We start from the raw sequence: 21,145 nt of genomic DNA on the forward strand, positions 1-21,145 counted from the left end.
AAGAAAACAGACACCAAACGTTAAAACTCAAGCTCAGGGCTCTCCTCACGACCACAAGAACCAGCAGCCGCGCCACCGCTGTCAGCGAGTGCGCCTCCCGCCCCGCACAACCTCACACCCCACCCATATCCGCGGACAACCACCTCTCCGGCCGCATATGGATCGCCATGTGCTCCCCCAGTTGCGTCCGCTCGAACTCGACATACCCCGCCACCTTGTCGGCAGGCAGGTACCGCGCAGCCATCTCCCACGTCAGCTCGTGGCTGCCCGGCCGGGTCCGCACCACCGGGCCTTCCACTGACACGTACCGGACCGTCGGCTCGACTCGCTGCACCATCAGGCTGAACCGTCCCGCCGCCTGGATCGCCTTCGCCTTGCGCGATTCCGGCGGCGTGATCACCCACAACTCGCCGCCCGGCGTGTACTGGTACCAGATCGGCACCGTCAACGGCGCGCGGTCCGGGCGCTCGACCACCGAGAGCGCGCCGATGTGCGGTTCGGCCAGAAACTGTTCCCGTTCTTCACTCGACAACACCATGCCCTCGAAGCTAGCCACCGGGTACGACAAAAACCGGGTTCCGCCGGCGGCGAAAAGCGGTGCGTCACCCGTACGTGAGTGGCTAGCGTCCTAGCCATGGGGAAATTCGAATTCGGCGTCAGCCTGCGGCTCACGGCCAACGGCACTGAGTGGACCGAAAAATGCCGGCGGGCCGAGGAGCTCGGCTACGACCACCTGACCGTTCCCGACCATCTCGGGCCGGGGCGGCTGTCGCCGTTTCCCGCGCTCACGGCTGCCGCGGCGGTGACCGAGCGGGTGCGGGTCGGCACGTTGGTGTCCAATGTGCCTTTCTACAACCTCGCGCTCTTCGCCCGCGATGTCGCCACTACCAACAAACTCACCGAAGGCCGCTTCGAACTCGGCCTCGGCTCGGGCCACATGAAGCACGAGTTCGACGACGCCGGGCTGCCGTGGCGCAAAGCCGCCGACCGGATCACCTACCTCACCGAAGGTCTCGCCGAACTGCGCACGCGCGTCGAGGACGAGGGCGGCATGCCGAAGCTCCTCATCGCGGGCAACAGCGACGGCGTGCTCAAGCTCGCGGCGGAACAGGCGGACATCGTCGGATTCGCCGGGCTTCGCCAGGACCGCGGCCGTCCGCCGGGCACGTTCGTGCTCGACAACGACGTCGCGATGGACGAGCGGGTCGCGTATTTCCGTTCGCTGGCAGGGGATCGCGAGATCGACTACAACATGCTGATCCAGCGCGTCGTAGTCACCGACGACCGGCGCGAGGCCGCCGCGGAATGGCACGCCGAGACCGAGGAACGCAGTGCGGCGGACGTCGACGAACTGCTCAACGCACCCCAGCTTCTCTTCGGCACGGTGGACGAGATGGTGCAGCAGCTGATCGCGCACCGCGAGCGGTACGGCTTCTCCTATTTCACCGTTTTCGAGGCGATGATGGAGACTTTCGCTCCGGTGGTGGCTGAACTGCGAGGTCGCTAGCCGCCTGCACCTTCGCGACGGCGTCTCCGGCGATGAGCGTGAGCACCCGGCCGAGGAGCCCGTCCGACACGGCTTCGTCGTCGATTTCGGCTTCCACGGCCAAACCGTTGCTCAACGCGAGCAGCACGACGGCGAATTCCTCGGCAGGCAACGGAAGTTCGAGGTCCAATCCCTCGGCGAGCCGGTTCAAGGCACGCGCGATCGTGTCGCGAACCTCCCGGCGGCGCCGGCGCAACGCGTCGCGCCGCCGGTCGTCTTGGTGCGCCATCGCGAAAAACTCGGCCAGCAGCCGGTGCCACACCGCGTCGGCGCGCATTTCGTACATCAGCACCGCGGCGACGTTCGCCAGCCCGGCGCCGCCGTCGTCCGCCTCGGCGAAACTCGCCAAACTCGCCTCGAGCCGGTGCGCGGCGTGCTCCTCCATCAACGCCAGCACCAGCTCGTCTTTCGACGCGAAGCTCGAGTAGACCGCGCCTTTCGTCAGCCCGGCCGCCGCGGCCACCTCGGTCAGTTTCGTCGCGGCGATGCCCTGTTCCCCGAACACGGCGAAGGCGGCGTCGAGAATGCGCCGCCGGGTCTCCGCCCGCGTCGGCCGCGTCCGGCCGGTCATCGGCTTCTCCCTCATCCGGGGGTTGACACTGGATCTGCTCGCTCAATACCTTCAGGTATCCAATACCCCAGGGTATCCACTGTCAAGGACGACAGGGAAGGACCGCTCCGATGAGGTTGCGCATCGTCCTGGCCGCCGCGGCATTGCTGACCGCCGCGTTCGCCGCCCCAGCCACCGCCGCCCCGACCGGCGGCGTCAACGATCCGGCGTGCCGGCCGAGCAGCGCACACCCGCGTCCGGTGGTGTTCCTGCACGGGCTCGGCGCGACGTCCTATGAGGACTTGAACTACCTGCAGGAGCACGTCGCCGCCAAGGGATACTGCACCTTCAGCCGCACCTACGGCGCGTACCCGCAGTTCCCGGTCGTCGGCGGACTGCGCCCGATCGCCGACTCCGCAACGGAAATCAAGCAGTTCATCGGCGAAGTGCTGAACGAAACCGGTGCGGCGCAAGTGGATCTGGTCGGCCACTCCGAGGGCGGATTCCAGACCTTGTACGTCACGAAAACGCAAGGCATCGCCGACCGCATCGGCTCCGTCGTCGCCATCGCGCCGCCCACGCACGGCACCACGTTCGCCAATCTGACGAAGCTGGCGTACCTGCTGGGAATTCGCGATGAAGTCGGCAAGGCGCTCACCGCGTTCGGCTGCCCGGCTTGCGACAACCTGATCACCGACGGCAGCGCCGTCCAGACGCTCACGAACGGTCCCATCGCGCAGCCCGGCGTCCGCTACACCGTGCTCACGTCGCGGTTCGACGAACTGGTCACGCCCACCGAAACGTCTTTCGTGCGCGAACCGGGCGTCACGAACGAATACGTCCAGGACACCTGCCCGTTCGATCCCGTCGGGCACATCGGCGAGGCCTACGACCTCAACGTCTGGAACCTCGTCACCAACGCGCTCGACCCGGAGCACGCCACGAAATTCCTGTGCACCGCGGGATCTCCCGGCTGACGCGCGAAGCGGACCCGGTGGCGACACGAGCGCCACCGGGTTCCGCGCTCAGTACCCATGCCGGGAACTTGAGGCAGGGGCTCGGGTGCACGGTGAAGCGAGTCCGCCCAGGTCAACGGACACGAGGGCAAGATCTGACATGGATTCCCCATGCCGGAACCTTGAACCGCCGTGCTTCCGCCCGAATGGCCGTCCACAGAGGTCTCCTCATCCGGCGAAACGCCCGATTCCCCCGCATGTGACCGCGTTGGCAGGGTCGTGAGGGGAACCCTGAGGGAATCAGATTCCCTCAGGGTTCCCCTCACGTACGTTCGCCTTGCCCGCCGCGACCTGTGCGCCGGGCAGCGGGGCGACGCGGCTTAAGTTCCTGGCGTTGGCCCTCAGTACGCCAGGGTGAACCGGGCGCGCGAGTGCTTCGGCTCTTCGATCTCGTCCACGAACGCGATCGCCAGGTCCGCGCCGCTGATGTGCGAGCGGCCGTCGGCGTCGCTGACCAGCACGTCGTCGCCGAGACGGAACTTGCCGGTGCGCTCGCCGGGAATCCAGGAACCGAACTCGGCCGCCGGGCTGACGTAGAACCAGTCGACGTCGTCCGGCAGCTCGCGCAGCGCCTCCAGGACGAGGACGTGGCTGCCTGCCTCCGGCTTGTACTCCTCCGGGAACTCCGGGGTGTCGATCACCCGCGGCCCGTCCTCGCTGACCCGCAGCGAACCGGCGCCGCCGACGACCGCCAGCCGCGCACCGTTCGCGCGGGCCGCTTCCACCAGCGTCGGCAGGGCGTCCACCAACCGGCGGCCCTGGTCGTCCGCACGGCCCGGCGTCGCGATCACGAGCACGTCCGCGCCCTTGGCCACCGACGCGACGAACTCCGCGTCATGCATCGACCCCGACCGCGCTTCGACCCCCGACGGCAATCCCTCGGCCTTGCGCGCGACCCCGATCACGGAGTGCCCGCGCCGCAGCGCCTCGTCGGTGATCCGGCCACCGGCGAATCCCGTCGCGCCGAACACCACCAGCTTGCTCATTGCCGCTCCTCGCAAAGAAAATCCGTATCGACGCCGCCGATGGTAAGGACCGGTCTTCGGCTACTTCAACGGAAGAAACGCACCTCGAGGTGAGCGTGCAGGTCAGCCGCCGAACGCGGCGAAAGCGGTGGCCAGCTTCGCCTTCACCGCGTTCGCGTCGACCGGCGAACGCACCTCGGCGACCGCTGTCGGCTTCGCCAGCACCTGATAGCTCGCGGTGCGGTTGGGCAGGGTGAATTTGACCGAGCAGGACATCGTGATGGTCGCGTCCGCGGCGGCGTCGCCTTCGGTGGCGCAGCTTTGCGAGCCGAGCGTGTCCGCGCTGATCTCCACCGAAAGCTTGATGTGCACGGTCGGTTTCGAGCCCGGCTGATTGCCGACGACGCTGTTCGAAACGTCCACAGTGGTCTTGCAGGAACCGACGTAGTCCTGGCAGTCGAGTTTGTCGTTGAGCACCGTGACGCTCGCCTGCGCGAGCCCGTCGAACGGCTGTCCGATCGCGTCGACCGCGGCGTTGAAATCGGTGTGGAACTGCTTGATCTCGGCGTCGGACAGCGGCCGGACCCGGAACGCCGCGCCCAGCTTCGGGCCGCCGCGCGGATCGAGCAGCGCGGGCGCGAACCCGGTGACCCGGTGTGGTTCGGCGGTGGTCACCTGCAGCGCGCCGCCGAGGTCGTACACCTCGGTGCCGTCCGGCAGCTTCTGCTTTTGCGGCGCACCGGTGCCGAGTCCGCCGAGCGCCTTGCGCAGTTCGCCGGAGAGCTTCGGCGGGGACATCCGCGCGGCCGGGTCGACCGGCAGTTCGCTGCCGACGGTGTGCACCCATCCGCTGCCGAACTGGGTGCTGTTCTCCTCCAGGCCGTGCGACTTCCAGTAGTCCGCGTCGGCCGCGAGGTAGAGCTGCCCGTCCGGTTCGGTCAGCCGCACCGGCTTGCCCTCCAGCGGCAGCGCGCCGAAGCCGTTGCCGTCGCGCGCGACGCGGTACGTCAGCGTCGCCGGGTTGCCGGCGCCGTCCTTCAGCGTCGCGTCGTATTGCAGCGCCGGTGCTTGCTCCAGCGCCTGCAGCGCGGCGTCGACCGCCGTCTGCTGCTGCGCACGCTGGGCAGCCAGCTGCCGGTCGGCATCGGACAGTCCCGCCGTGCCGGTCACCGCGACCTGGCAGCCCGCGAGAAGCCCACCAAGCAGCACCAGTGCTGTCGCAGTCCATCGAGCCCGCATGTCGGCCGCCCCTCTTTCCGCGGAAATCATGCCACTCCCACCAGATCGGCGGGCGGGACGGGATTTGTGTCGTCACCCACCCGCGCGGGGGAGGTTGCCCGGACCCGGTGCGGGCCCGCGCGGACCGGCTGGTTTACACTTCTCGGGTTGTCTCGGCGAGGCGGGTGCGCCTGTAGGTGCCCGGCGTGATCGACGCGGCGGCTCGAGAAGCCCCGTGGTCCGCTCACGCCCGCAATCTCGCCGCCGTGCCAACCGCCCCGAGCAGAGATCGACGATCCCCGCCGCCCCCTGCCGCACGTCGTGTGATTTGAAGGAGTGCTAAACCGTGTCCGAGGTACGTCTTTCCGTCGAACCGCGCACCGAGTTCGGAAAGGGTGCCGCCCGCCGCACCCGTCGCGCCGGCAAAATCCCCGCGGTGCTCTACGGGCACGGCTCGGACCCGCGGCACTTCGCGCTGCCGGCCATCGAGTTCGCCCGCGTCGTCCGCGAGAACGGCACCAACGCCGTCATCACGCTGGACCTGCAGGGCAACGTCGAGCTGGCGCTGACCAAGACCATCGTGGTCCACCCGCTCAAGAACTACATCGAGCACGTCGACCTGCTGGTCGTCAAGCGCGGCGAGAAGGTCACCGTCGACGTCCCGGTCGTCGTCTCCGGCACCCCCGGCCCGGGCACCCTGGTCGCCCAGGACATCGACACGATCCAGGTCGAGGTCGAGGCGCTGCACATCCCGGAGCAGTTCGAGGTCTCCGTCGAGGGCATCGAGGCCGGCACCCAGATCACCGCGGGCCAGATCGAGCTGCCCGCAGGCGCCGAGCTGGTCACCGACGCCGAGGCGCTGGTCGTCGCCGTCAACGAGGCCCCGCGCGGCTCCGCTGACGAGGACGCCGAAGCCGAGGAAGCCACCACCGAAGCTGCCGAATAAACTCGCTTTCGTGAGTGAAGACCTGCCCGGGGCCGGCGAGCTGATCCTGCTCGCCGGCCTTGGCAATCCAGGACCCCAGTACGCCGGGAACCGGCACAACGTGGGGTTCATGGTGCTCGACGAACTGGCCGGCCGGGTCGGCGGGAAGTTCAAGGCGCACCGCAGCGGGGCCGAGGTGCTCGAAGGCAGGCTCGCCGGTTCCCGCGTGGTGCTGGTGAAGCCGCGGTCGTTCATGAACCTCTCGGGCGGGCCGGTCGTCGGCGCGGCCCGGTTCTTCAAGGTGCCGCCGTCCGGCGTCGTGGTGGTGCACGACGAGCTGGACGTCGATTTCGGCGCGCTGAAGCTCAAGCTCGGCGGCGGCGACAACGGGCACAACGGACTCCGGTCCATCACCAAATCGCTCGGCACGCGTGACTACTACCGCGTGCGCTTCGGCATCGGGCGGCCGCCGGGCAGGCAGGATCCGGCGGATTTCGTGCTGAAGGACTTTTCGACGGTCGAGCGCAAGGAGCTCCCGTTCGAGGTCGACCGTTGCGCGGATGCGGTCGAGGCGCTGGTTTCGCGGGGGTTGGCTGCGGCGCAGAACGCGTTCCACGCTGCCTGACCTGCTGACGTACGTGAGGGGAACCCTGAGGGAATCAGATTCCCTCAGGGTTCCCCTCACGTACGTTCACCCAGCACCGTTACCGCGAACCCACTGCACGCCCGGCCCCCGAGAAAACCTCCCCACCGCATCCAGTGCGTCCCTCGTACCCGAAGCGGCATTCGGGTCGATCGGGCCGTTGTGCGTGTGGGTGAGCAGGCGTGGCCCTGCGTGATGGATTTCTCACTCGATGGGCGTCTTCTGGGGCCCTGATCGAGTCGTCCGGGTGGGTGCGGGCTTCCCGGGGTGGCCGGGACCGGTTAGGACGGACTGCAGGAGTTCGCACCACCCCGACCCTGAATCGGAGAATGATCCATGCCGTTTACCGCCGAGGATCTCGCTGAGGTCGCTTTCGGTAACGCCCCGATCGGCCGCCGCGGCTACGCCAAGCAGGAGGTCGACGACTTCGTGCGGCGGATCGCCAAGACGATCGCCGACGAGGACGATCTCACCGCGGCCGAGGTCCACCACGTGCTGTTCTCCAAGCCGTTGATCGGCAAGCGCGGATACGACGAGCGCGAGGTCGACGAGTTTCTCGACCAGGTGGAGACGCAGCTGGCCGACCGGTCCGGACGGCGGGCTCCGCTGATTCCAGGGAGCCGGGACCACACCGAGGCCACCGCGGGACGCGCCGCGTGGCCCGTCGTCACCGAGGCACCGGCGGAGCGGCTGCCCGGCCGATAATCCCCAGATCTTGCCGCGAAGGCCGCTTCGAGGATTCGAAGCGGCCTTCGCGCGTTCAAGCCCGGATCAATCGGCCGCGTTCTTGGCGATCTTGTCCGCGTACTGCACCGCGGTAGCGGCCCGCTTGACCTTGCCGGACGGGGTCTTGGGCAGGCTTCCAGCCGGAAGCACCACGACCGCGAAGGGGCGCATGTCCACGGCGTCCCGGACGCGCGCGGCGATTTCCTTGGCCAGGCGGTTTTCCTCAGCGGCGTCACCGGCCAGTTTGGACTCCACGACCACGGCGAAGCGCTCGCGGCGGCTGCCCGCGTCCAGGCGGACGGCGACCGCGTTGCCTGCCCGGACGCCCTCGACCGAACCGGCGGCGCGTTCGATGTCGGTCGGGTACAGGTTGCGGCCGCCCATGATGATGACGTCCTTGCGGCGGCCGCAGATCACGATCTGGCCGTCGACCAGGTAGCCGAGGTCGCCGGTCTTCATCCAGCCGTCCGCGTCCTGGGTGTCCAGCGGGCCGTCGACGGTCAGGTAGCCGGGCGTCACGGCCTCACCGCGCAGGCGGATCTCGCCGACCTGCCGTTCGCCCACCACGGAACCGGATTCGTCCACGATGTCCGCTTCCAAACCGTCCAGCGGACGGCCGAGCAGGGCGAACGAGCGGACCTCGTCCGTGCCGCGGCGGGGGTCGCCTTCCGGCACCGGCACCGCGCGGTTGTCGGCTTCCAGCGCGTCGGCTTCGACGACGTCCAGCGTGAGCCCGGTGAACAGCGGCGCGAACGAGACCGCCAGCGTCGCCTCCGCCATGCCGTACGCGGGGAACACGCACTCGGGCGGCATCTTGAACCGCTTGCCCGCGTCCACAAAGGTCTCGACGGCCGTCTCGTCGATCGGCTCCGCGCCGTTGAGCGCGATCCGCAGCTTCGACAGGTCGTAGGCGTTGTCGTCCTCTACCCGGGCCATGCGCTTGCCGACGATGGCGTACGCGAAGTTCGGCGCGGCCGTCGTGGTGCCGCCGTACTTGCTGATCAGCTCCGGCCAGATCAGCGGGCCGGTCAAGAACTCGACCGGGGTGATCTTGACCAGTTCGACGCCAAACGTCATCGGCACGGTCAGGAAGCCGACCATGCCCATGTCGTGGAAGGTCGGCAGCCACGACACCATCACGTCGGTGTCGAACTCGAACTCGGCGCGGTCGACCATCGCCTTGACGTTGGTGTACAGGTTGCCGTAGGTGATCCGGACGGCCTTCGGCTCCGCGGTCGACCCGCTGGTGAGCTGCAGCAACGCGGTGTCGCTCTCGGCCGTCCGCACGATCTCGGCCAGCGGTTCCGCGCCGGCGAGTTCGGAGATCAGCCGGTAGCTGATGCCCTTGCCTTCGAGCACCGGGGCGAGCTGGTCGAACGGTTCGCCCAGCACGACCAGCTCGGCCCCGATCATCTCGAGCACCTTGACCGTGTCCTCGGCCCATTCGGCGAGGTCCGTGCGCGGCGTCGGCTGGTGCAGCATCGTCACGCTGCCGCCGGTGAGCCACACCGCCTGCACGGTCGGCGCGATGAGCACCGGCGCGGCGGCCAGCACCGCCACCGCGCTTCCCGGCTTCAACCCGCCGCTGACCAGCCCGCCCGCGATCCGGCGCGCCTCGTCGTGCACCTGCGCCCAGGTCCGGCGCACCGGCTCCTTGGGCTCGCCGGTCACCATGCCGCGCCGTTGCCCCCGGTCCGCCGCGTTCCCGACGAGTGTGTCCACAAACCGACTCATGTGCGTCAGATTACTGTCCGGTTTTTCCGGCACTGCCCGCGGCGGCGTGAACAGCGGATGTCCGGCGTCAGGCGGGTTGCGGACGCACCCGGTCCAGATAGGCCTGCGGCAGCTCGGCGCGGGTCAGTTTCCGGAATTCCAGCGGTCCGGACGTGTAGGAATCCTCAGCGGTGATCAGGCCGTCCGCGTCGACCGGCCACACGATCAGCTGCCTGCTGACGTACAGGTAGTCCGCGTCCGGATCGGCGGCGGGGAAACCCATCTGCTGTGCGGTCGCGCCGGGGAGCAGCATGTGCAGGTCGCCCTCGGTGACCAGCGCATGATCGTCAACAACGAGCCGGTCCATCCGGTATTCGAGGTGATTCGCCTTGCTCGCCACAAATGCCGCGTAGTACTCGCGGACGCCGTCGTGGCCCTTCGGTCCGGTGTCGCCGCTGGCGCCCCAGAAGTGATACGCGGCGTCCTTGCTGACCGTCGCCATCAGCCGGTCGAGATCGGGTTCCGCTTCGGCCTTCATGTGTTCCAGGACGATGCCGAGCACCTGCCGGTGCCGGGGGTTCGCGGTCGTCTCGAGCCGCTGTTCGAGCATCAGCCAGGTGCGGGTGGGGTCGATCATGGGCGTCCCTCCGGAAACGCGCGTCGTTGCGCGTGCTCGATCGTCGCTGGCGAGCCCCGGCGGGTCAGCCGACGCGCGTCGCCGGATCCGGCCGCTGCGGGCGACGGGCGTCGCCTACCCGACGTCGCCCAGCGTGCGATCCGAGGTCACCAACCGGCGCGCCAGCAGCGCGAACGTCGCTTGGAACCGGTCCATCGCGTCCTCGAGCCGCCAGCCGGTCGCCGCTTCGATCCGGTCCAGACGAGCCGCGACGGTGCTGTGGTGGAGGTTCAGTTCGGTCGCCGTCCGCCGGAGCGCGCCGAACACGCAGTACGACTCAAGCGCTTCGACGTCGAGCGCGCCGCCGGGGGTGCGGGCGTGGGCTTCGAGGGCCGCGACGCCAGGGGTCACCGCGAGCCGGGACGGCGGCAGTTCCGCAAGCAGGACAAGGACTCCGAGGGGTCCATACGGCACGGCGCGGCGACCGAACACAGTGGACGATGCGAAGCGCAGCGCGGTGCGGGCTTGCTGCCACGACACGGGTGCGTCGGCCGCCGCTGCTGGTTCGCCGAGGCCGATCCAGACGTCCATGGCTCGGTCCAGCCCGGTCGAGGCGGGATGGAGGGTGGCGAGGTCGTCGTGCAGGTGCCCGGCCAGTTCGCGCGGGGCTGGACCGCCTTGGGTCAGTGCGAGGGTCAGGCGGCCTAGGCGGTGGTGTTGCAGCCGTCCGGCACCGGCGCGGGCGAGCGCGTCCAGGCCTTCCTCCGGAGCACCGGCGAGGACGAGCGCGACGACGGGCTGATCCAGGTCGTAGCCGAGCAAATGCAGTGCGCGCAAGCGATCCCGGCGTTGTTCGCGGTCCGAGACAGCGATCTCCAGCAGACCCGGTTCGCCGAGCCGGAGCGGTGAGGTGAGCCGGGTCGCGCGCAGGGCCCGGCGAAGCTGGTCGAGCAGGACGACGTCGAGCGGATGCGGCGCTGGCCGGTCGATCTGGACGTCGTCCAGTGACGGGCCGGAAACCGGCGAGCCCGCGCCGTCGAACCACACGGACTCGCCGTCGATCACGGCCCCGACCGGGCAGCCCGCGACGAGCGCTGCCGACCGGACCACCGCGTCAGGCGCGAGGCCGCTCAACGCGTCAAAATACGCGATCAGCCGCAGCACCGACGTGGTGTCGGCGGGCAGCGTCGACAGCCGCGGAACGTCGTCGTCCATCCGCCGATTGTCACTCGGCGAGTTCGGACGTCTCCAGCCACCGCGCTTCGACGTCGTCCTTCTCGGCCAGGACGGCCTTCAGGTCGGTGTTCAGCTCGATCAGCTTCTCTGGGTCGGTCGCCGCCTCCGCCAGCGCGGCGTGCAGCTTCTCTTCGCGCTTCGCGAGCTGGTCCAGCTTCCGCTCCAACCGGCCCAATTCCTTTTGCGCCGCACGGGTTTCCGCCGCACTGCGCTTGGCCTCGGTCTTCTCCGCCGGAGGTGCCTCGCGACGCGGCGCGGCCTCCTTCGCGCGGGCGCGGCGCTGCAGGTACTCCTCGATGCCGCCCGGCAGGTGGGTGACCTTGCCGTCGCCGAGAAGCGCGTACGTGGCGTCGCAGACGCGCTCGACCAGGTACCGGTCGTGCGAGACCACCACCATCGTGCCCGGCCAGCCGTCGAGCAGGTCTTCGAGCTGTTGCAGGGTGTCGATGTCCAGGTCGTTCGTCGGCTCGTCCAGCAGCAGCACGTTCGGCTCGGCCATCAGCAGCCGGCACAGCTGCAGCCGGCGGCGTTCGCCACCGGACAGGTCGCCGACCGGCGTCCACTGCCGAGCCGCCGGGAACCCGAGCTTCTCGCCGAGCTGCGACGCGGTCATCTCCTGCTTGCCGAACACGACGCGGCCGGAGATCTGCTCGATCGCTTGCAGCACGCGAAGATCGGCGGGCAGGTCGTCGAGTTCCTGGCGCAGGTGCGCGAGCGCGACCGTCTTGCCCTGCACCCGCCGTCCGGTCGGCGATTCGACGTCGCCGCCCAGCAGCTTCAGCAGCGTGGTCTTGCCGGAGCCGTTCACGCCGACGAGACCGATCCGGTCGCCAGGGCCGATCCGCCACGTGACGTGGTCGAGCAAGGTCCGGTCGCCGACCCGCAGCGACGCGTCTTCCAGCTCCAGCACCGTCTTGCCGAGCCGGCGTTTCGCGAACGCCATCAGCTCCACCGAATCGCGCGGCGGCGGCACGTCGGCGATCAGCGCCTCGGCGGCTTCGACGCGGTACCGCGGCTTCGAGGAACGCGCCTGCGGTCCGCGGCGCAGCCACGCCAATTCCTTGCGCGCCAGGTTCTGCCGCTTCTCCTCCGCGGTCGCGGCGAGGCGGGCGCGTTCGGCGCGCGCGAAAATCCAGTCGGCGTAACCGCCTTCGTACTGCTCGACCCGGCCGTTCGCGACCTCCCAGGTGAGGCTCGCGACGGTGTCGAGGAACCACCGGTCGTGCGTCACGACCACGACCGCGATCCGGCGGCCCAGCAGATGGTCGGCGAGCCAGCGCACGCCTTCGACGTCAAGGTGGTTGGTGGGCTCGTCGAGCACCACGAGATCCAGTTCGCCGGTCAGCGCGGCGGCCAGCGCGACGCGACGGCGTTCGCCGCCGGACAGGTTCGCGGTCGGGGTCTCGAGGCCGATCGCGGTGATGCCCAGACCGTCCACAATAGACCGGACGCGCGCGTCGGCGGCCCATTCGTGCTCGGCCCCGTAGCGCTGCAGCACCACGTCGCCGACCGTGCTGCCCGCGGGCAGTTCGGTGCGCTGGGTGACCACCGCCATCCGCAGGTCGCGCACCTGGCTCACCCGGCCGGAATCCGGCTCGCTCAGTCCGGAAAGGACTTCGAGCAGCGTCGTCTTGCCGCCGCCGTTGAGCCCGACGACGCCGATGCGCTGCCCCTCGGCGACGCCGAGCGAAACGTTGTCCAGCAACGGCTTCACGCCGTAGGACTTGCTCACCGATTCCAGGTTGACCAGGTTGGCCATCCGGATCCTTTCCACTGTGGACTGTTGATTCGAGCTTTCAGGCGTGCACGCGCGGCGGCGCGTTGCGCGGGGCGTCGTCGCCGCCGACCACCCGGGCCCCCGGCACCGGGCCGTGCGCGACCCGCACCGTCCGGCACACTCCCGCGCCGGACAGCTCAGCGGCCACCTCGACCGCGGTTTCCGCGTCGGAGCACAGGAACGCGCACGTCGGCCCGGAGCCGGACACGCATCCGGCGAGCGCGCCCGCGTTCACCCCGGCGCGCAGCGTGCGGCGCAGGCCGGGCCGCAGCGACACCGCGGCCGCCTGCAAGTCGTTGCCGAGCAACAGGGCGAGTTGGCGAGGATCACCCGACGCGAGCGCCTCCACGACCGGCGTGTGCGACCCGATCCGCGGCGGTTTGCCGTCGGCGCGCAGCCGGTCGAGTTCGCCGAACACCTTGGGCGTGGACAGGCCTTCCTCGTCGAAGGCGAGCACCCAATGGAACGTGTGGCGCGCGAGCACCGGAACGAGCTGCTCGCCGCGGCCGGTGCCGAGCGCAGTGCCGCCGTACAGCGCGAAGGGCACGTCGCTGCCCAGCCGGCCGGCGATGGTGGCCAGCTCGTCGCGGGTGATGTCGAGCTTCCAGAGCGACGAGAGCCCGACCAGCGCCGCCGCCGCGTCCGCGCTCCCGCCCGCCATGCCGCCGGCGACCGGAATGCCCTTGCGCAGCACGATTCGCACCTTCGGCTCATCCGCGTCCGGCCGTCCGGCGTAGGAGGCCAGTTCGCGTGCCGCGCGCCAGGCGAGGTTGGCGCCGTCGGTGGGCACGGTGCGCTCCCCCTCGCCGTACACCTCGAGCCCTGGCTCGTCGGTGGCGGCGACGGTCACCTCGTCGGTGAGCGAAAGCGCCTGGAAGACGGTGACCAGCTCGTGGAACCCGTCCGCCCGCAGGTCGCCGACGGCCAGGTGCAGGTTGACCTTGGCCGGGACCCGGACGGTGACTGGTGGTGGTACGACGGCGAGCACCCGTCCAGCCTACGTGGCTGGCGCTGACCAGGTGTCGCCAGGAGAAAACGTCGGCACGGAAGTTCCCCCAACCGTCGCTCCGGAGTGGCCATCCGGACTAATTTGGAACTACTTTGGAACTATGCGCGCGCCGGAGGTCAACCTGTCCGAGTTGTCCCTGCACCCGCGCCGGGTCGTCGACCGGCTCGAAGGTTCGCCGACCCGTTCGGTCCGGATTCGCCGACGGGAGAAGGACAAACCCGATCTGCTGCTCGTGACCGCCGAGCGCGCCGAACAGGCGGCGGCCGGGTTTTCGGCGACCGTCACGATCCTCGCGGAGCTGGTGCGCCGCAGCGCCGAGACCGCCGCGCTCGCCGCCGAGGCGCTGCCCGCCGCGTTCCCGTGGGCGCGGTACCTGTCCGCGGAAGAAGTACGGACATTCGTCGGCGAACTGGCCGAAACCCTGGAGCGAGCCGAATCCCTCGGCAACCCGGTGCCGTTCGCCGCCCTCGTGGCGAAGTGGAAACAGACCGCCGAGGCGCACGCGGATCCGGAGCTGGCGGAGATCCTGCGCCGGAACGACCACAATGGACAGACTTCAGGACACTTGTCCTGAAACTTTGACCCGGCGACCTGATTTCTCGGGCGACGCGTCCCGCCAACGCGGCGAGGGCCGCCCCAATCAAATGGGACGACCCTCGGAAAACCGCTCAGTTCAAGGGAAATCAGGCGGCGACGACGCTCTGCGGACCGCGAGCCGGCTGGCTCACGTGCGCACCCCGGTCGGAGATCCAGGACAGCGCGGCGTCGGCCCGCTCGCCGCGGACGCCGAGGCGGAACCGGGCGATCGGGGTGTCCCCGATGCGGGTGAGGCCGCCGCCGATGGTGGCGAGCTCCACGTCGAACCGGCTGGCCGCCTCGGGCAGCAGGGCGCCCACCGAAGCGAAACCGATCAGCACGACGTCGACCGCGCGGTCGTACTTCGCGGACTGGGCGCGCGAGGTCTCGACCGACGGCAGCACCGCCTGCGCGGTCCAGCTGTCCGGCGTCGAGATGAGGTCGAGCACCGTGCCGCGCTCGACGATCGCGCCGTTGTCGAGCACCGCGACGTCGTCGCAGACCCGGCGGACGACGTCCGCGTCCGGCGTGGTGACGACGACCGTCACGCCCAGCTCGGCCCGCGCGCGGTCGAGCACGGCGAGCACCGCGCCCGCGTCCTCGGCCGCGACCCCGGCGGTCGGGTCGTCGGCGAGCAGCACGGCCGGTCCGGCGGCGAGCGCCCTGGCGACCGCGACCCGGCGGAGCTGGCCGTCGGTGAGTTCTTCCGGCTTCTGCCCGGCGCGGGCGGTGAGGCCGACGAGGTCGAGCAGCGAGCCGACCCGGCTGCGCCGCTGCGGGCCGTCGACGCCGAGCTGCTCCAGCGGGCTGGCGATGTTGCCCGCGATGGTGCGCTCGGCGATCAGCTCCGGCTTGGTCCCGACGACACCCAGCTGGCGGCGGATCTCCCGCAGCCGCTTGCCGTCGAGCGTCGCGGTGTTGAGGCCGTCGAGCCGCACGACGCCGCGGTCGGGGCGCTCCTGCAGCGCGATGCAACGGGCGAGGGTCGACTTGCCGGAACCGGACGGACCCACGACCCCGAACAGCGAACCGGCTTGCACGTCGACACTCACGTCGCGCAGCGCGGCGACCCGATTTCCGTGGAAGGGAAAGGACTTGGACACGTTTTCGACAGTGATCACGAAAGGGCTCCAGGCAAACGAGGCGCGGCGCCGATTCCGGGCGCGCCAGGCGTCATCGAATTACCGTCCACTGTGGACGGCGCAAGAAACTGCGGAAAAAACGATCAGGCGATGACCATGGAGCGTTGACACGCACATACCGAGCGGCGACCTTCGTCGACTACGCGCCGGCGGGTCAGCAGGAGCGGGCGGGTGACCCTCTTCATCGAAAACAGCCTCCATCGGTCCTGGCGGTAGCACCTGCCCTGCGGAGGGTGGTTGCTGCGACTTCGGCGAGCCAGGTCTCTCAGTCGCTCGGGATGGACGCTTTCGAGTAAAGCCGATCCCATTGGCTGAACGCAAGCGCGTTGGTGCAGATCACACGTCTGGTGGTGCCCGCATACCGGAACACCGCGTCCAAAAACCGGAAGCCCGGAACCTCGGCCGCCGAACAGTGCCTCGACCTGCGAAACGCTCGTCACGGGCGCCGGCGGCGAACGGGTTCGTTCCACTGTGGACGATCAAGGATCTTTGTGGAACAAGAGTTTTCCCGTTGTCAAGGGGCGATGATTCGCGGGCCTCGACGCGCGGTGCACCGGGGTCTCGACCGAGCCGAGATAGGTCAGCGAAGCGAAGCACCTCGGGCCAGCACCGCTGAACAATCCCGGGCGTGGAGCAGTCCGACTCCCCCGAATGCCGAGCTGCTCGTCACAGGCGGACGGCTGTTTCAGCCGTGCTCGCGTGATCACCAAGCGTAGCCAGACAGCAGGGGATGACCCACAATCAGCGACGACACAAGATCATCGGAGAACGCAGCGAAACCAGGGAATACCTGCTCCGACGCCGCCGTTGGAAGTCGCAAGGCGAGCCCCCTGGGGGAGGTGGGTCACATTCCGGCAGCCGCGATCCGCGCGAAAGCGTGCACGTCCAACTGCTCCCCGCGCGTCTTCGGGTCGATTCCCGCCTCAGCGAGCAACTCGCCAGCCCGCTCGGCGGAACCAGCCCACCCGGCCAGCGCGGCCCGCAATGTCTTGCGCCGCTGGGAGAACGCCGCGTCGACCACCGCGAACAGCCGGGCCCGATCCACTCCGGAAACCGGGTCGGTCCGGGTGAACGAGACCAGAGCGGAATCGACGTTCGGCACCGGCCAGAACACCGCGCGCGGCACGGCGGCCACCTTGCGCGCGGGCCCGTACCAAGCGAGCTTCACGCTCGGCACGCCGTAAGTGCGGCTGCCCGGCCCGGCCGCCATCCGGTCGGCGACCTCGGTCTGGACCATGACGAGCCCGCTGCGCAGCGACGGCAGCTCGGCCAGCAGGTGCAGCACCACCGGCACCGCGACGTTGTACGGCAGGTTCGCGACGATTGACACCGGTTCAGCGGGCAGATCAGCCGCCCGCACCCGCAGCGCGTCGGCGCCGACGACGGTCAGCCGGTCCGCGGCCTCAGGCGCGCGCTCGGCGACTGTGCGCGGCAGGCGGGCGGCCAGCACCGGATCGATCTCCACAGCGACGACCTGAGCGCCCGCGGCCAGCAGGCCCAGCGTCAGCGAGCCGAGACCGGGCCCGACCTCCAGGACGACGTCCCCCGGCTGCACGCCGCCGAGTTCGACGATGCGGCGGACCGTGTTGGGGTCGTGCACGAAGTTCTGCCCGAGTTTCTTCGTGGGCCGGACGTCGAGTTCGTCGGCCAGCCCGCGGATTTCGGCAGGCCCCAGCAGTTCCACCACCGGACGAGCCTACCCAGCGGCGGCGCGGCGGACGAAAACAGGCGGCCGGGAGCGCGAGGCTCCCGGCCGCCTGCCGGAAAATCAGAGCGTGGCTCAGGCCTTGTAGCCGCAGCCCCAGGCGCTGTAGCCGCCGCGGGCGTCGCGCACCTTCTCGGCGATCGCGATCTGCTGCTCGCGGGTCGCCTTGTCGGCAGTGGGGGCGTACTGCTGGCCGCCGTAGGCGTTCCAGGTCTGCCGGTCGAACTGCAGGCCGCCGTAGTAGCCGTTGCCGGTGTTGATCGACCAGTTGCCGCCCGACTCGCACTGCGCGATGCGGTCCCACGCGCCGGTGTCGCCGATGGCCGGGGCCGGCGGCTTCTTGGTGCCGACCTTGATGATCTTGGCCTTGGCCTCGACGAGGACCTTCTCCGAGACGTGCTCGCGCGCGATCTCTTCGCCGTTTTTCTTCGTGACTTTGTAGGTCACCAGCTTCTTGCCCGGCGTGCCCGGGTCCTCGACGCTCTGCTGGCCCTGCAGCTGCGTCGGGTCGTCGACCTTCTGCACCTCGGGGTCGATGGTCTCTTCCTGGTTGACCATCGACACGCCCATGCGGCTGACGTGGACCTCGGCGCCGTTCTTCAGGCTGACGTCGAGACCGCCCTCGATCGCGTCGTCCGGGCCGAGGTTCAGCTTCAGGTCGGAGGCGAGCTCCTTGGTGGTCACCGCGGTGGTGTCCACCTTGCGCGGCGCGTTGGTGCCGTCGAAAAGCGTGATGTGCTTGAGGGTCTTGACCTGGACGGTCGAGCCCTCCAGCGGCAGTTCGCCGGACGACGGCATCGACGTCCACGCGCCCTGGGAAAGCATGCTGCCCATGCCGAGCTGGTTCATGGCCTCGCCGAGCGTGGTCGCGCGGACCCAGGAGGGCCGGGACACGCCGTCCACGACGAGGTTCAGCTGACGGCCGCGCTCGAGCTTGATGACGCCGCCGTCGCCGACCGCCGCCTGCGGCGAGGGCGAAAGCGCGTCGTGCTCGCCGACCGAGAGGCCCGCGTCCTTGAGCACGTCGCCGACGGTGCCGCCGAAGCTGTGCACGGTCTGCTGGTGGCCGTCGACGTCGACGGTGATGCTCTTGTTCATCGCGAGCGCCGCCGCGCCGCCACCGCCGACGGTGACCAGCAGCGAAAGCACGGCACCCTTGAGGAAGCGGCGCTTCCAGGTCTTGGTCGCCTCGCGCAGCCCTTCCTCGACCGCGGCCTTCTTGGCCTGCGGGGAGGCGGTGCGGTCCTGCTCGACCTCGTCCGGGAGGACGAGCGGCGGAAGCATCGTGGTTTCCGCGTTGATGAGGCGGATCAGCTCGTCGACGTCGACGTCGATTTCCGACATCAGCAGGTCGGCGTCCGGGCCGAGCGCGGCGAGCACGTCCTGCTCGGTCACGCGGAGCTCGTCGGAGAAGTCAAGCTGCCCGTAGGCGGTGTCCTCGAGCTCGCGGTCGAGCACGGCCACCGAGGACTCGGAAGAGGAGAAATACGCCGAACCCGCGTCAAGACGCGAGTCATCCTGCCGACTACCAGTCACCGGGTCGTTCCCTTTCCCAAGACATCGCGCGTCGTTCGCGCGTCGTCCTTCGTTCGCGACGCACCCTCGGGCGCGCCTCTCAAGTCCGACACCCCCAGCCAGCGCCATCGTCACGGTCCCAGGTCGTACCAACCCCGGTTCCGCTTCCCCGACGTGCACTGACGTGACTGGTGGGCGTATCAGCCGGCATCCGCTGCGCGGTACCGACCGGCACGATCACGGGACAGTAACGGGTGTCGGCAGGTTGCGCAAACACCCCCCGGAGTGTCGTGACTTGCGTCACTCATCAGGTGGACGAATGCGCGGTCTCGAATGTCGCAATCCGTGCAACCCGTTGTGACACTACGGAATCACGCAGGCAGCCGGTATGCGCGTTCGGCAGTGGTCCGGACCGCTTCGGCCACCTCGTGGACCGCTTCGCCGCGCAACTGAGCGAGGAAGCGAACGGTGTAGGCGGTGCAATACGGCTCGTTCGGCCGCCCACGGTAGGGATGAGGCGTCAGAAACGGCGCGTCAGTCTCCGCGAGGAACTGCCCACGCGGCACAAGACGCGCGGCCTCGTGCAGCCCGCGCGCGTTCTTAAAGGTGACCGTGCCCGCGAAGGACAGGATGTAGCCCTTGTCGACACAGCGGCGCGCGATGTGCTCGTCGCCGGAGAAGCAGTGGAAAACGACCGTCTCGGGCGCACCTTCCTCGTCGAGGATGCGAAGCACGTCCTCGTGCGCGTCGCGGTCGTGGATCATCAGCGCCTTGCCAAGCCGCTTCGCAAGGTCGATGTGCCAGCGAAACGCAGCCTGCTGCGCATCGTGCGGCGAGTAGTCCCAGTAGTAATCAAGCCCCGTCTCACCGACCGCGACGACCCTTTCCCCGCGCGCCAGACGCTCCACTTCGGACTGTTCATCAGGCCCGAATTCCTTGGTACGCGTAGGATGAATAGCCACCGCAGCGAAGACCCGCGAGTCCCAGGTGGACGCTTCGGAAGCCCAGCGAGCAGCCGCGAGATCATCCGCGACAGTGACAACACGCGCAACGCCAGCCCGCTCGGCACGGTCGACCATCGCGGCGACATCAGCCGCAGTCTCGGCCCCGCACGCGTCGAGATGAGTGTGCGCGTCAACCACCGTCACCGGCAGCCGATCAGGAATCGGGGGAAGTTCGCGCTTCTCGTCACCCATGCTTCCAAGCTACTGCGCCCCCGCGCCTTGAATGCCGTGAGGGGAACCCTCACGTACCCAGATTCCCCCAGGGTTCCCCTCACGACCCTCGACGGCCGTGAGGGACCCCTTCACGGACTTGGATTCCCTCGATGAGCCCTTCACGGACTCGCCCCGCCCGCCACCTCAGTCTTGGGCCGGGTTGCCCGCCCCAATGATGCTCCTATGGTTTGTCTAGGGTGAGTTGGGTGATTGCGGCGAGGTCGGCTGTGAGGTGTGGGTAGATTTCGCGGGCGACGTAGCGTTTGAGCATGCGGATGACGTGTTTGCCGTTGCTGCGGTTGGGTGTGCGGTGTGTGGCGACGTAGTCGCGGGTGGGTGGGTGGCTTTTCATGCGGGTGAGGACGATGCGGTAGAGGGCGGCGTTGGCGTGGCGGTCGCCGCCGCGGTTGAGGCGGTGGCGGTCGGTGAGGCCTGAGCTGGCTTGTTGGGGTGCGGTGCCGGCGAGCATGGCGAAGGCGGGTTCGCTGCGGAGCCGGTCGGGGTTGTCGCCGGCGGTGACCAGGAGCTGGCCGGTGGTGTCGGGGCCGAGGCCGTGGCGGGCGAGGGTGCGGGGCGCGATGAGGGCGGTCAGTGCGGCGAGCTGGGTGTCGAGCGCGGCGAGGGCCTGGTTGTGGCGGTGGATCGCGGCGGCCAGTGCGTGCAGGGCGATGCGGGTGCCCAGGGCGGAGTCGAGCAGGGCGCGGGCGAGGTCGGCGCCGGTGGCGGCGGGGGCGGTCTCGAGGTCCTGGCAGGCCGGCAGCAGCGCGGCCGGGGCGAGGTCCTGCAGGCGTTCGCGCAGGTCGTCGGGTGCGGTGACGAGGGTGGCGCGCAGGGTGTTCCAGAGCGCGGTGCGGGCTTTGACCAGGGTGTCGCGGGTGTTGCGCAGCACGCGGACCGATTCGATCGGCCCGGTGCGTACTTTCGGGGCGGCGGTGGCGTCGCCGGACTGCACCGCGGCGGCGGCGTTGAGGGCGTCGAGGGGGTCGGTTTTGCCTTTCTGGCGGCGTTTCTGCGGCTCTGTCATGATTTCCGTGTAAGCCACGGATGATT

Annotated in this window: 20 protein-coding genes and 1 riboswitch; of the genes, 6 read left to right on the top strand and 14 right to left on the bottom strand. The window is 69.3% G+C overall.

Going from position 1 to position 21,145, the window contains the following annotated elements:
- Window positions 1–112: 112 nt before the first annotated feature.
- On the bottom strand, window positions 113–538 hold the full coding sequence (locus EIZ45_RS45080; protein WP_043836647.1) for a pyridoxamine 5'-phosphate oxidase family protein: 426 nt from the start codon (window positions 536–538) through the stop codon (window positions 113–115).
- A gap of 96 nt (window positions 539–634) precedes the next feature.
- On the opposite strand from EIZ45_RS45080, the gene EIZ45_RS45085 reads away from it, so the two are divergent.
- Complete coding sequence (locus tag EIZ45_RS45085; RefSeq protein ID WP_043836526.1) at window positions 635–1,507, top strand: TIGR03621 family F420-dependent LLM class oxidoreductase; 873 nt, start codon at window positions 635–637, stop codon at window positions 1,505–1,507.
- Here EIZ45_RS45085 and EIZ45_RS45090 read toward each other — a convergent pair.
- Window positions 1,443–2,117, bottom strand: a complete 675-nt coding sequence (locus EIZ45_RS45090) for a TetR/AcrR family transcriptional regulator (protein ID WP_043836524.1) — start codon at window positions 2,115–2,117, stop codon at window positions 1,443–1,445. The two genes, EIZ45_RS45085 and EIZ45_RS45090, sit on opposite strands and share 65 nt — an antisense overlap.
- A gap of 110 nt (window positions 2,118–2,227) precedes the next feature.
- Here EIZ45_RS45090 and EIZ45_RS45095 point away from each other — a divergent pair, with 110 nt between their 5' ends.
- Window positions 2,228–3,073 carry a triacylglycerol lipase gene (locus EIZ45_RS45095; RefSeq protein ID WP_051172823.1) on the top strand — a complete coding sequence of 282 codons (846 nt, stop codon included), beginning with the start codon at window positions 2,228–2,230 and terminating at the stop codon, window positions 3,071–3,073.
- A 380-nt stretch (window positions 3,074–3,453) separates the two neighbouring features.
- Here the strand turns inward: EIZ45_RS45095 and EIZ45_RS45100 are convergent, their stop codons facing one another.
- On the bottom strand, window positions 3,454–4,098 hold the full coding sequence (locus EIZ45_RS45100) for an NAD(P)-dependent oxidoreductase (protein ID WP_043836520.1): 645 nt from the start codon (window positions 4,096–4,098) through the stop codon (window positions 3,454–3,456).
- 102 nt (window positions 4,099–4,200) lie between these two features.
- Window positions 4,201–5,316 (bottom strand): hypothetical protein, encoded by a 1,116-nt coding sequence (locus EIZ45_RS45105; protein ID WP_043836519.1) that lies wholly within the window; start codon window positions 5,314–5,316, stop codon window positions 4,201–4,203.
- A gap of 325 nt (window positions 5,317–5,641) precedes the next feature.
- On the opposite strand from EIZ45_RS45105, the gene EIZ45_RS45110 reads away from it, so the two are divergent.
- The 3 genes from EIZ45_RS45110 (at window position 5,642) to EIZ45_RS45120 (ending at window position 7,568) form a co-directional block, all read left to right on the top strand.
- The gene (locus tag EIZ45_RS45110) at window positions 5,642–6,241 is read left to right on the top strand and encodes a 50S ribosomal protein L25/general stress protein Ctc (protein WP_037820179.1); all 600 of its coding nucleotides are present in this window, start codon (window positions 5,642–5,644) and stop codon (window positions 6,239–6,241) included.
- A gap of 10 nt (window positions 6,242–6,251) precedes the next feature.
- The gene (gene pth, locus EIZ45_RS45115) at window positions 6,252–6,845 is read left to right on the top strand and encodes an aminoacyl-tRNA hydrolase (RefSeq protein ID WP_134670244.1); all 594 of its coding nucleotides are present in this window, start codon (window positions 6,252–6,254) and stop codon (window positions 6,843–6,845) included.
- Window positions 6,846–7,199: 354 nt separating this feature from the next.
- Window positions 7,200–7,568, top strand: a complete 369-nt coding sequence (locus EIZ45_RS45120; RefSeq protein WP_043836513.1) for a DivIVA domain-containing protein — start codon at window positions 7,200–7,202, stop codon at window positions 7,566–7,568.
- A 66-nt stretch (window positions 7,569–7,634) separates the two neighbouring features.
- Here the strand turns inward: EIZ45_RS45120 and EIZ45_RS45125 are convergent, their stop codons facing one another.
- From EIZ45_RS45125 to EIZ45_RS45145, 5 genes are all read right to left on the bottom strand, one after another.
- Window positions 7,635–9,323 (bottom strand): fatty acyl-AMP ligase, encoded by a 1,689-nt coding sequence (locus EIZ45_RS45125; protein ID WP_134670246.1) that lies wholly within the window; start codon window positions 9,321–9,323, stop codon window positions 7,635–7,637.
- Between the two features lie 67 nt (window positions 9,324–9,390).
- A complete protein-coding gene (locus tag EIZ45_RS45130) occupies window positions 9,391–9,939 on the bottom strand; it encodes a nuclear transport factor 2 family protein (protein WP_134670248.1) in 549 nt (182 codons plus the stop codon).
- A gap of 114 nt (window positions 9,940–10,053) precedes the next feature.
- A complete protein-coding gene (locus tag EIZ45_RS45135; protein WP_134670250.1) occupies window positions 10,054–11,133 on the bottom strand; it encodes a CdaR family transcriptional regulator in 1,080 nt (359 codons plus the stop codon).
- 10 nt (window positions 11,134–11,143) lie between these two features.
- Window positions 11,144–12,913: an ABC-F family ATP-binding cassette domain-containing protein gene (locus tag EIZ45_RS45140; protein WP_134670252.1), complete on the bottom strand. Its 1,770-nt coding sequence runs from the start codon at window positions 12,911–12,913 to the stop codon at window positions 11,144–11,146.
- A 37-nt stretch (window positions 12,914–12,950) separates the two neighbouring features.
- Window positions 12,951–13,919 (bottom strand): 4-(cytidine 5'-diphospho)-2-C-methyl-D-erythritol kinase, encoded by a 969-nt coding sequence (locus EIZ45_RS45145; protein WP_037820169.1) that lies wholly within the window; start codon window positions 13,917–13,919, stop codon window positions 12,951–12,953.
- 121 nt (window positions 13,920–14,040) lie between these two features.
- Here EIZ45_RS45145 and EIZ45_RS45150 point away from each other — a divergent pair, with 121 nt between their 5' ends.
- On the top strand, window positions 14,041–14,514 hold the full coding sequence (locus tag EIZ45_RS45150; protein ID WP_134670254.1) for a hypothetical protein: 474 nt from the start codon (window positions 14,041–14,043) through the stop codon (window positions 14,512–14,514).
- Between the two features lie 109 nt (window positions 14,515–14,623).
- Here the strand turns inward: EIZ45_RS45150 and EIZ45_RS45155 are convergent, their stop codons facing one another.
- From EIZ45_RS45155 to EIZ45_RS45175, 5 genes are all read right to left on the bottom strand, one after another.
- A complete protein-coding gene (locus tag EIZ45_RS45155) occupies window positions 14,624–15,637 on the bottom strand; it encodes a methionine ABC transporter ATP-binding protein (protein WP_134670256.1) in 1,014 nt (337 codons plus the stop codon).
- 215 nt (window positions 15,638–15,852) lie between these two features.
- Window positions 15,853–15,943, bottom strand: a riboswitch (SAM riboswitch).
- A gap of 559 nt (window positions 15,944–16,502) precedes the next feature.
- Entirely contained in the window at window positions 16,503–17,345 is an 843-nt protein-coding gene (gene rsmA, locus EIZ45_RS45160) for a 16S rRNA (adenine(1518)-N(6)/adenine(1519)-N(6))-dimethyltransferase RsmA (protein WP_037820166.1), read from the bottom strand.
- A gap of 93 nt (window positions 17,346–17,438) precedes the next feature.
- The gene (locus EIZ45_RS45165) at window positions 17,439–18,899 is read right to left on the bottom strand and encodes a transglycosylase family protein (protein ID WP_370318254.1); all 1,461 of its coding nucleotides are present in this window, start codon (window positions 18,897–18,899) and stop codon (window positions 17,439–17,441) included.
- Window positions 18,900–19,249: 350 nt separating this feature from the next.
- Entirely contained in the window at window positions 19,250–20,074 is an 825-nt protein-coding gene (locus EIZ45_RS45170; protein ID WP_043836502.1) for a TatD family hydrolase, read from the bottom strand.
- Between the two features lie 202 nt (window positions 20,075–20,276).
- Window positions 20,277–21,145 (bottom strand): transposase (locus tag EIZ45_RS45175; protein ID WP_205671788.1); only part of this gene is annotated, 869 nt, incomplete at its 5' end.

The sequence above is a fragment of the Amycolatopsis sp. CFH S0740 genome (assembly GCF_004522315.1).
GTDB lineage: Bacteria > Actinomycetota > Actinomycetes > Mycobacteriales > Pseudonocardiaceae > Amycolatopsis > Amycolatopsis nivea.

Coding starts and splice junctions, on each gene's coding strand:
- EIZ45_RS45080 (WP_043836647.1), bottom strand. CDS start 538: ATGGTGTTGTCGAGTGAAGAACGGGAACAGTTTCTGGCCGAACCGCAC.
- EIZ45_RS45085 (WP_043836526.1), top strand. CDS start 635: ATGGGGAAATTCGAATTCGGCGTCAGCCTGCGGCTCACGGCCAACGGC.
- EIZ45_RS45090 (WP_043836524.1), bottom strand. CDS start 2,117: ATGACCGGCCGGACGCGGCCGACGCGGGCGGAGACCCGGCGGCGCATT.
- EIZ45_RS45095 (WP_051172823.1), top strand. CDS start 2,228: ATGAGGTTGCGCATCGTCCTGGCCGCCGCGGCATTGCTGACCGCCGCG.
- EIZ45_RS45100 (WP_043836520.1), bottom strand. CDS start 4,098: ATGAGCAAGCTGGTGGTGTTCGGCGCGACGGGATTCGCCGGTGGCCGG.
- EIZ45_RS45105 (WP_043836519.1), bottom strand. CDS start 5,316: ATGCGGGCTCGATGGACTGCGACAGCACTGGTGCTGCTTGGTGGGCTT.
- EIZ45_RS45120 (WP_043836513.1), top strand. CDS start 7,200: ATGCCGTTTACCGCCGAGGATCTCGCTGAGGTCGCTTTCGGTAACGCC.
- EIZ45_RS45125 (WP_134670246.1), bottom strand. CDS start 9,323: ATGAGTCGGTTTGTGGACACACTCGTCGGGAACGCGGCGGACCGGGGG.
- EIZ45_RS45130 (WP_134670248.1), bottom strand. CDS start 9,939: ATGATCGACCCCACCCGCACCTGGCTGATGCTCGAACAGCGGCTCGAG.
- EIZ45_RS45135 (WP_134670250.1), bottom strand. CDS start 11,133: ATGGACGACGACGTTCCGCGGCTGTCGACGCTGCCCGCCGACACCACG.
- EIZ45_RS45140 (WP_134670252.1), bottom strand. CDS start 12,913: ATGGCCAACCTGGTCAACCTGGAATCGGTGAGCAAGTCCTACGGCGTG.
- EIZ45_RS45150 (WP_134670254.1), top strand. CDS start 14,041: ATGCGCGCGCCGGAGGTCAACCTGTCCGAGTTGTCCCTGCACCCGCGC.
- EIZ45_RS45170 (WP_043836502.1), bottom strand. CDS start 20,074: ATGGGTGACGAGAAGCGCGAACTTCCCCCGATTCCTGATCGGCTGCCG.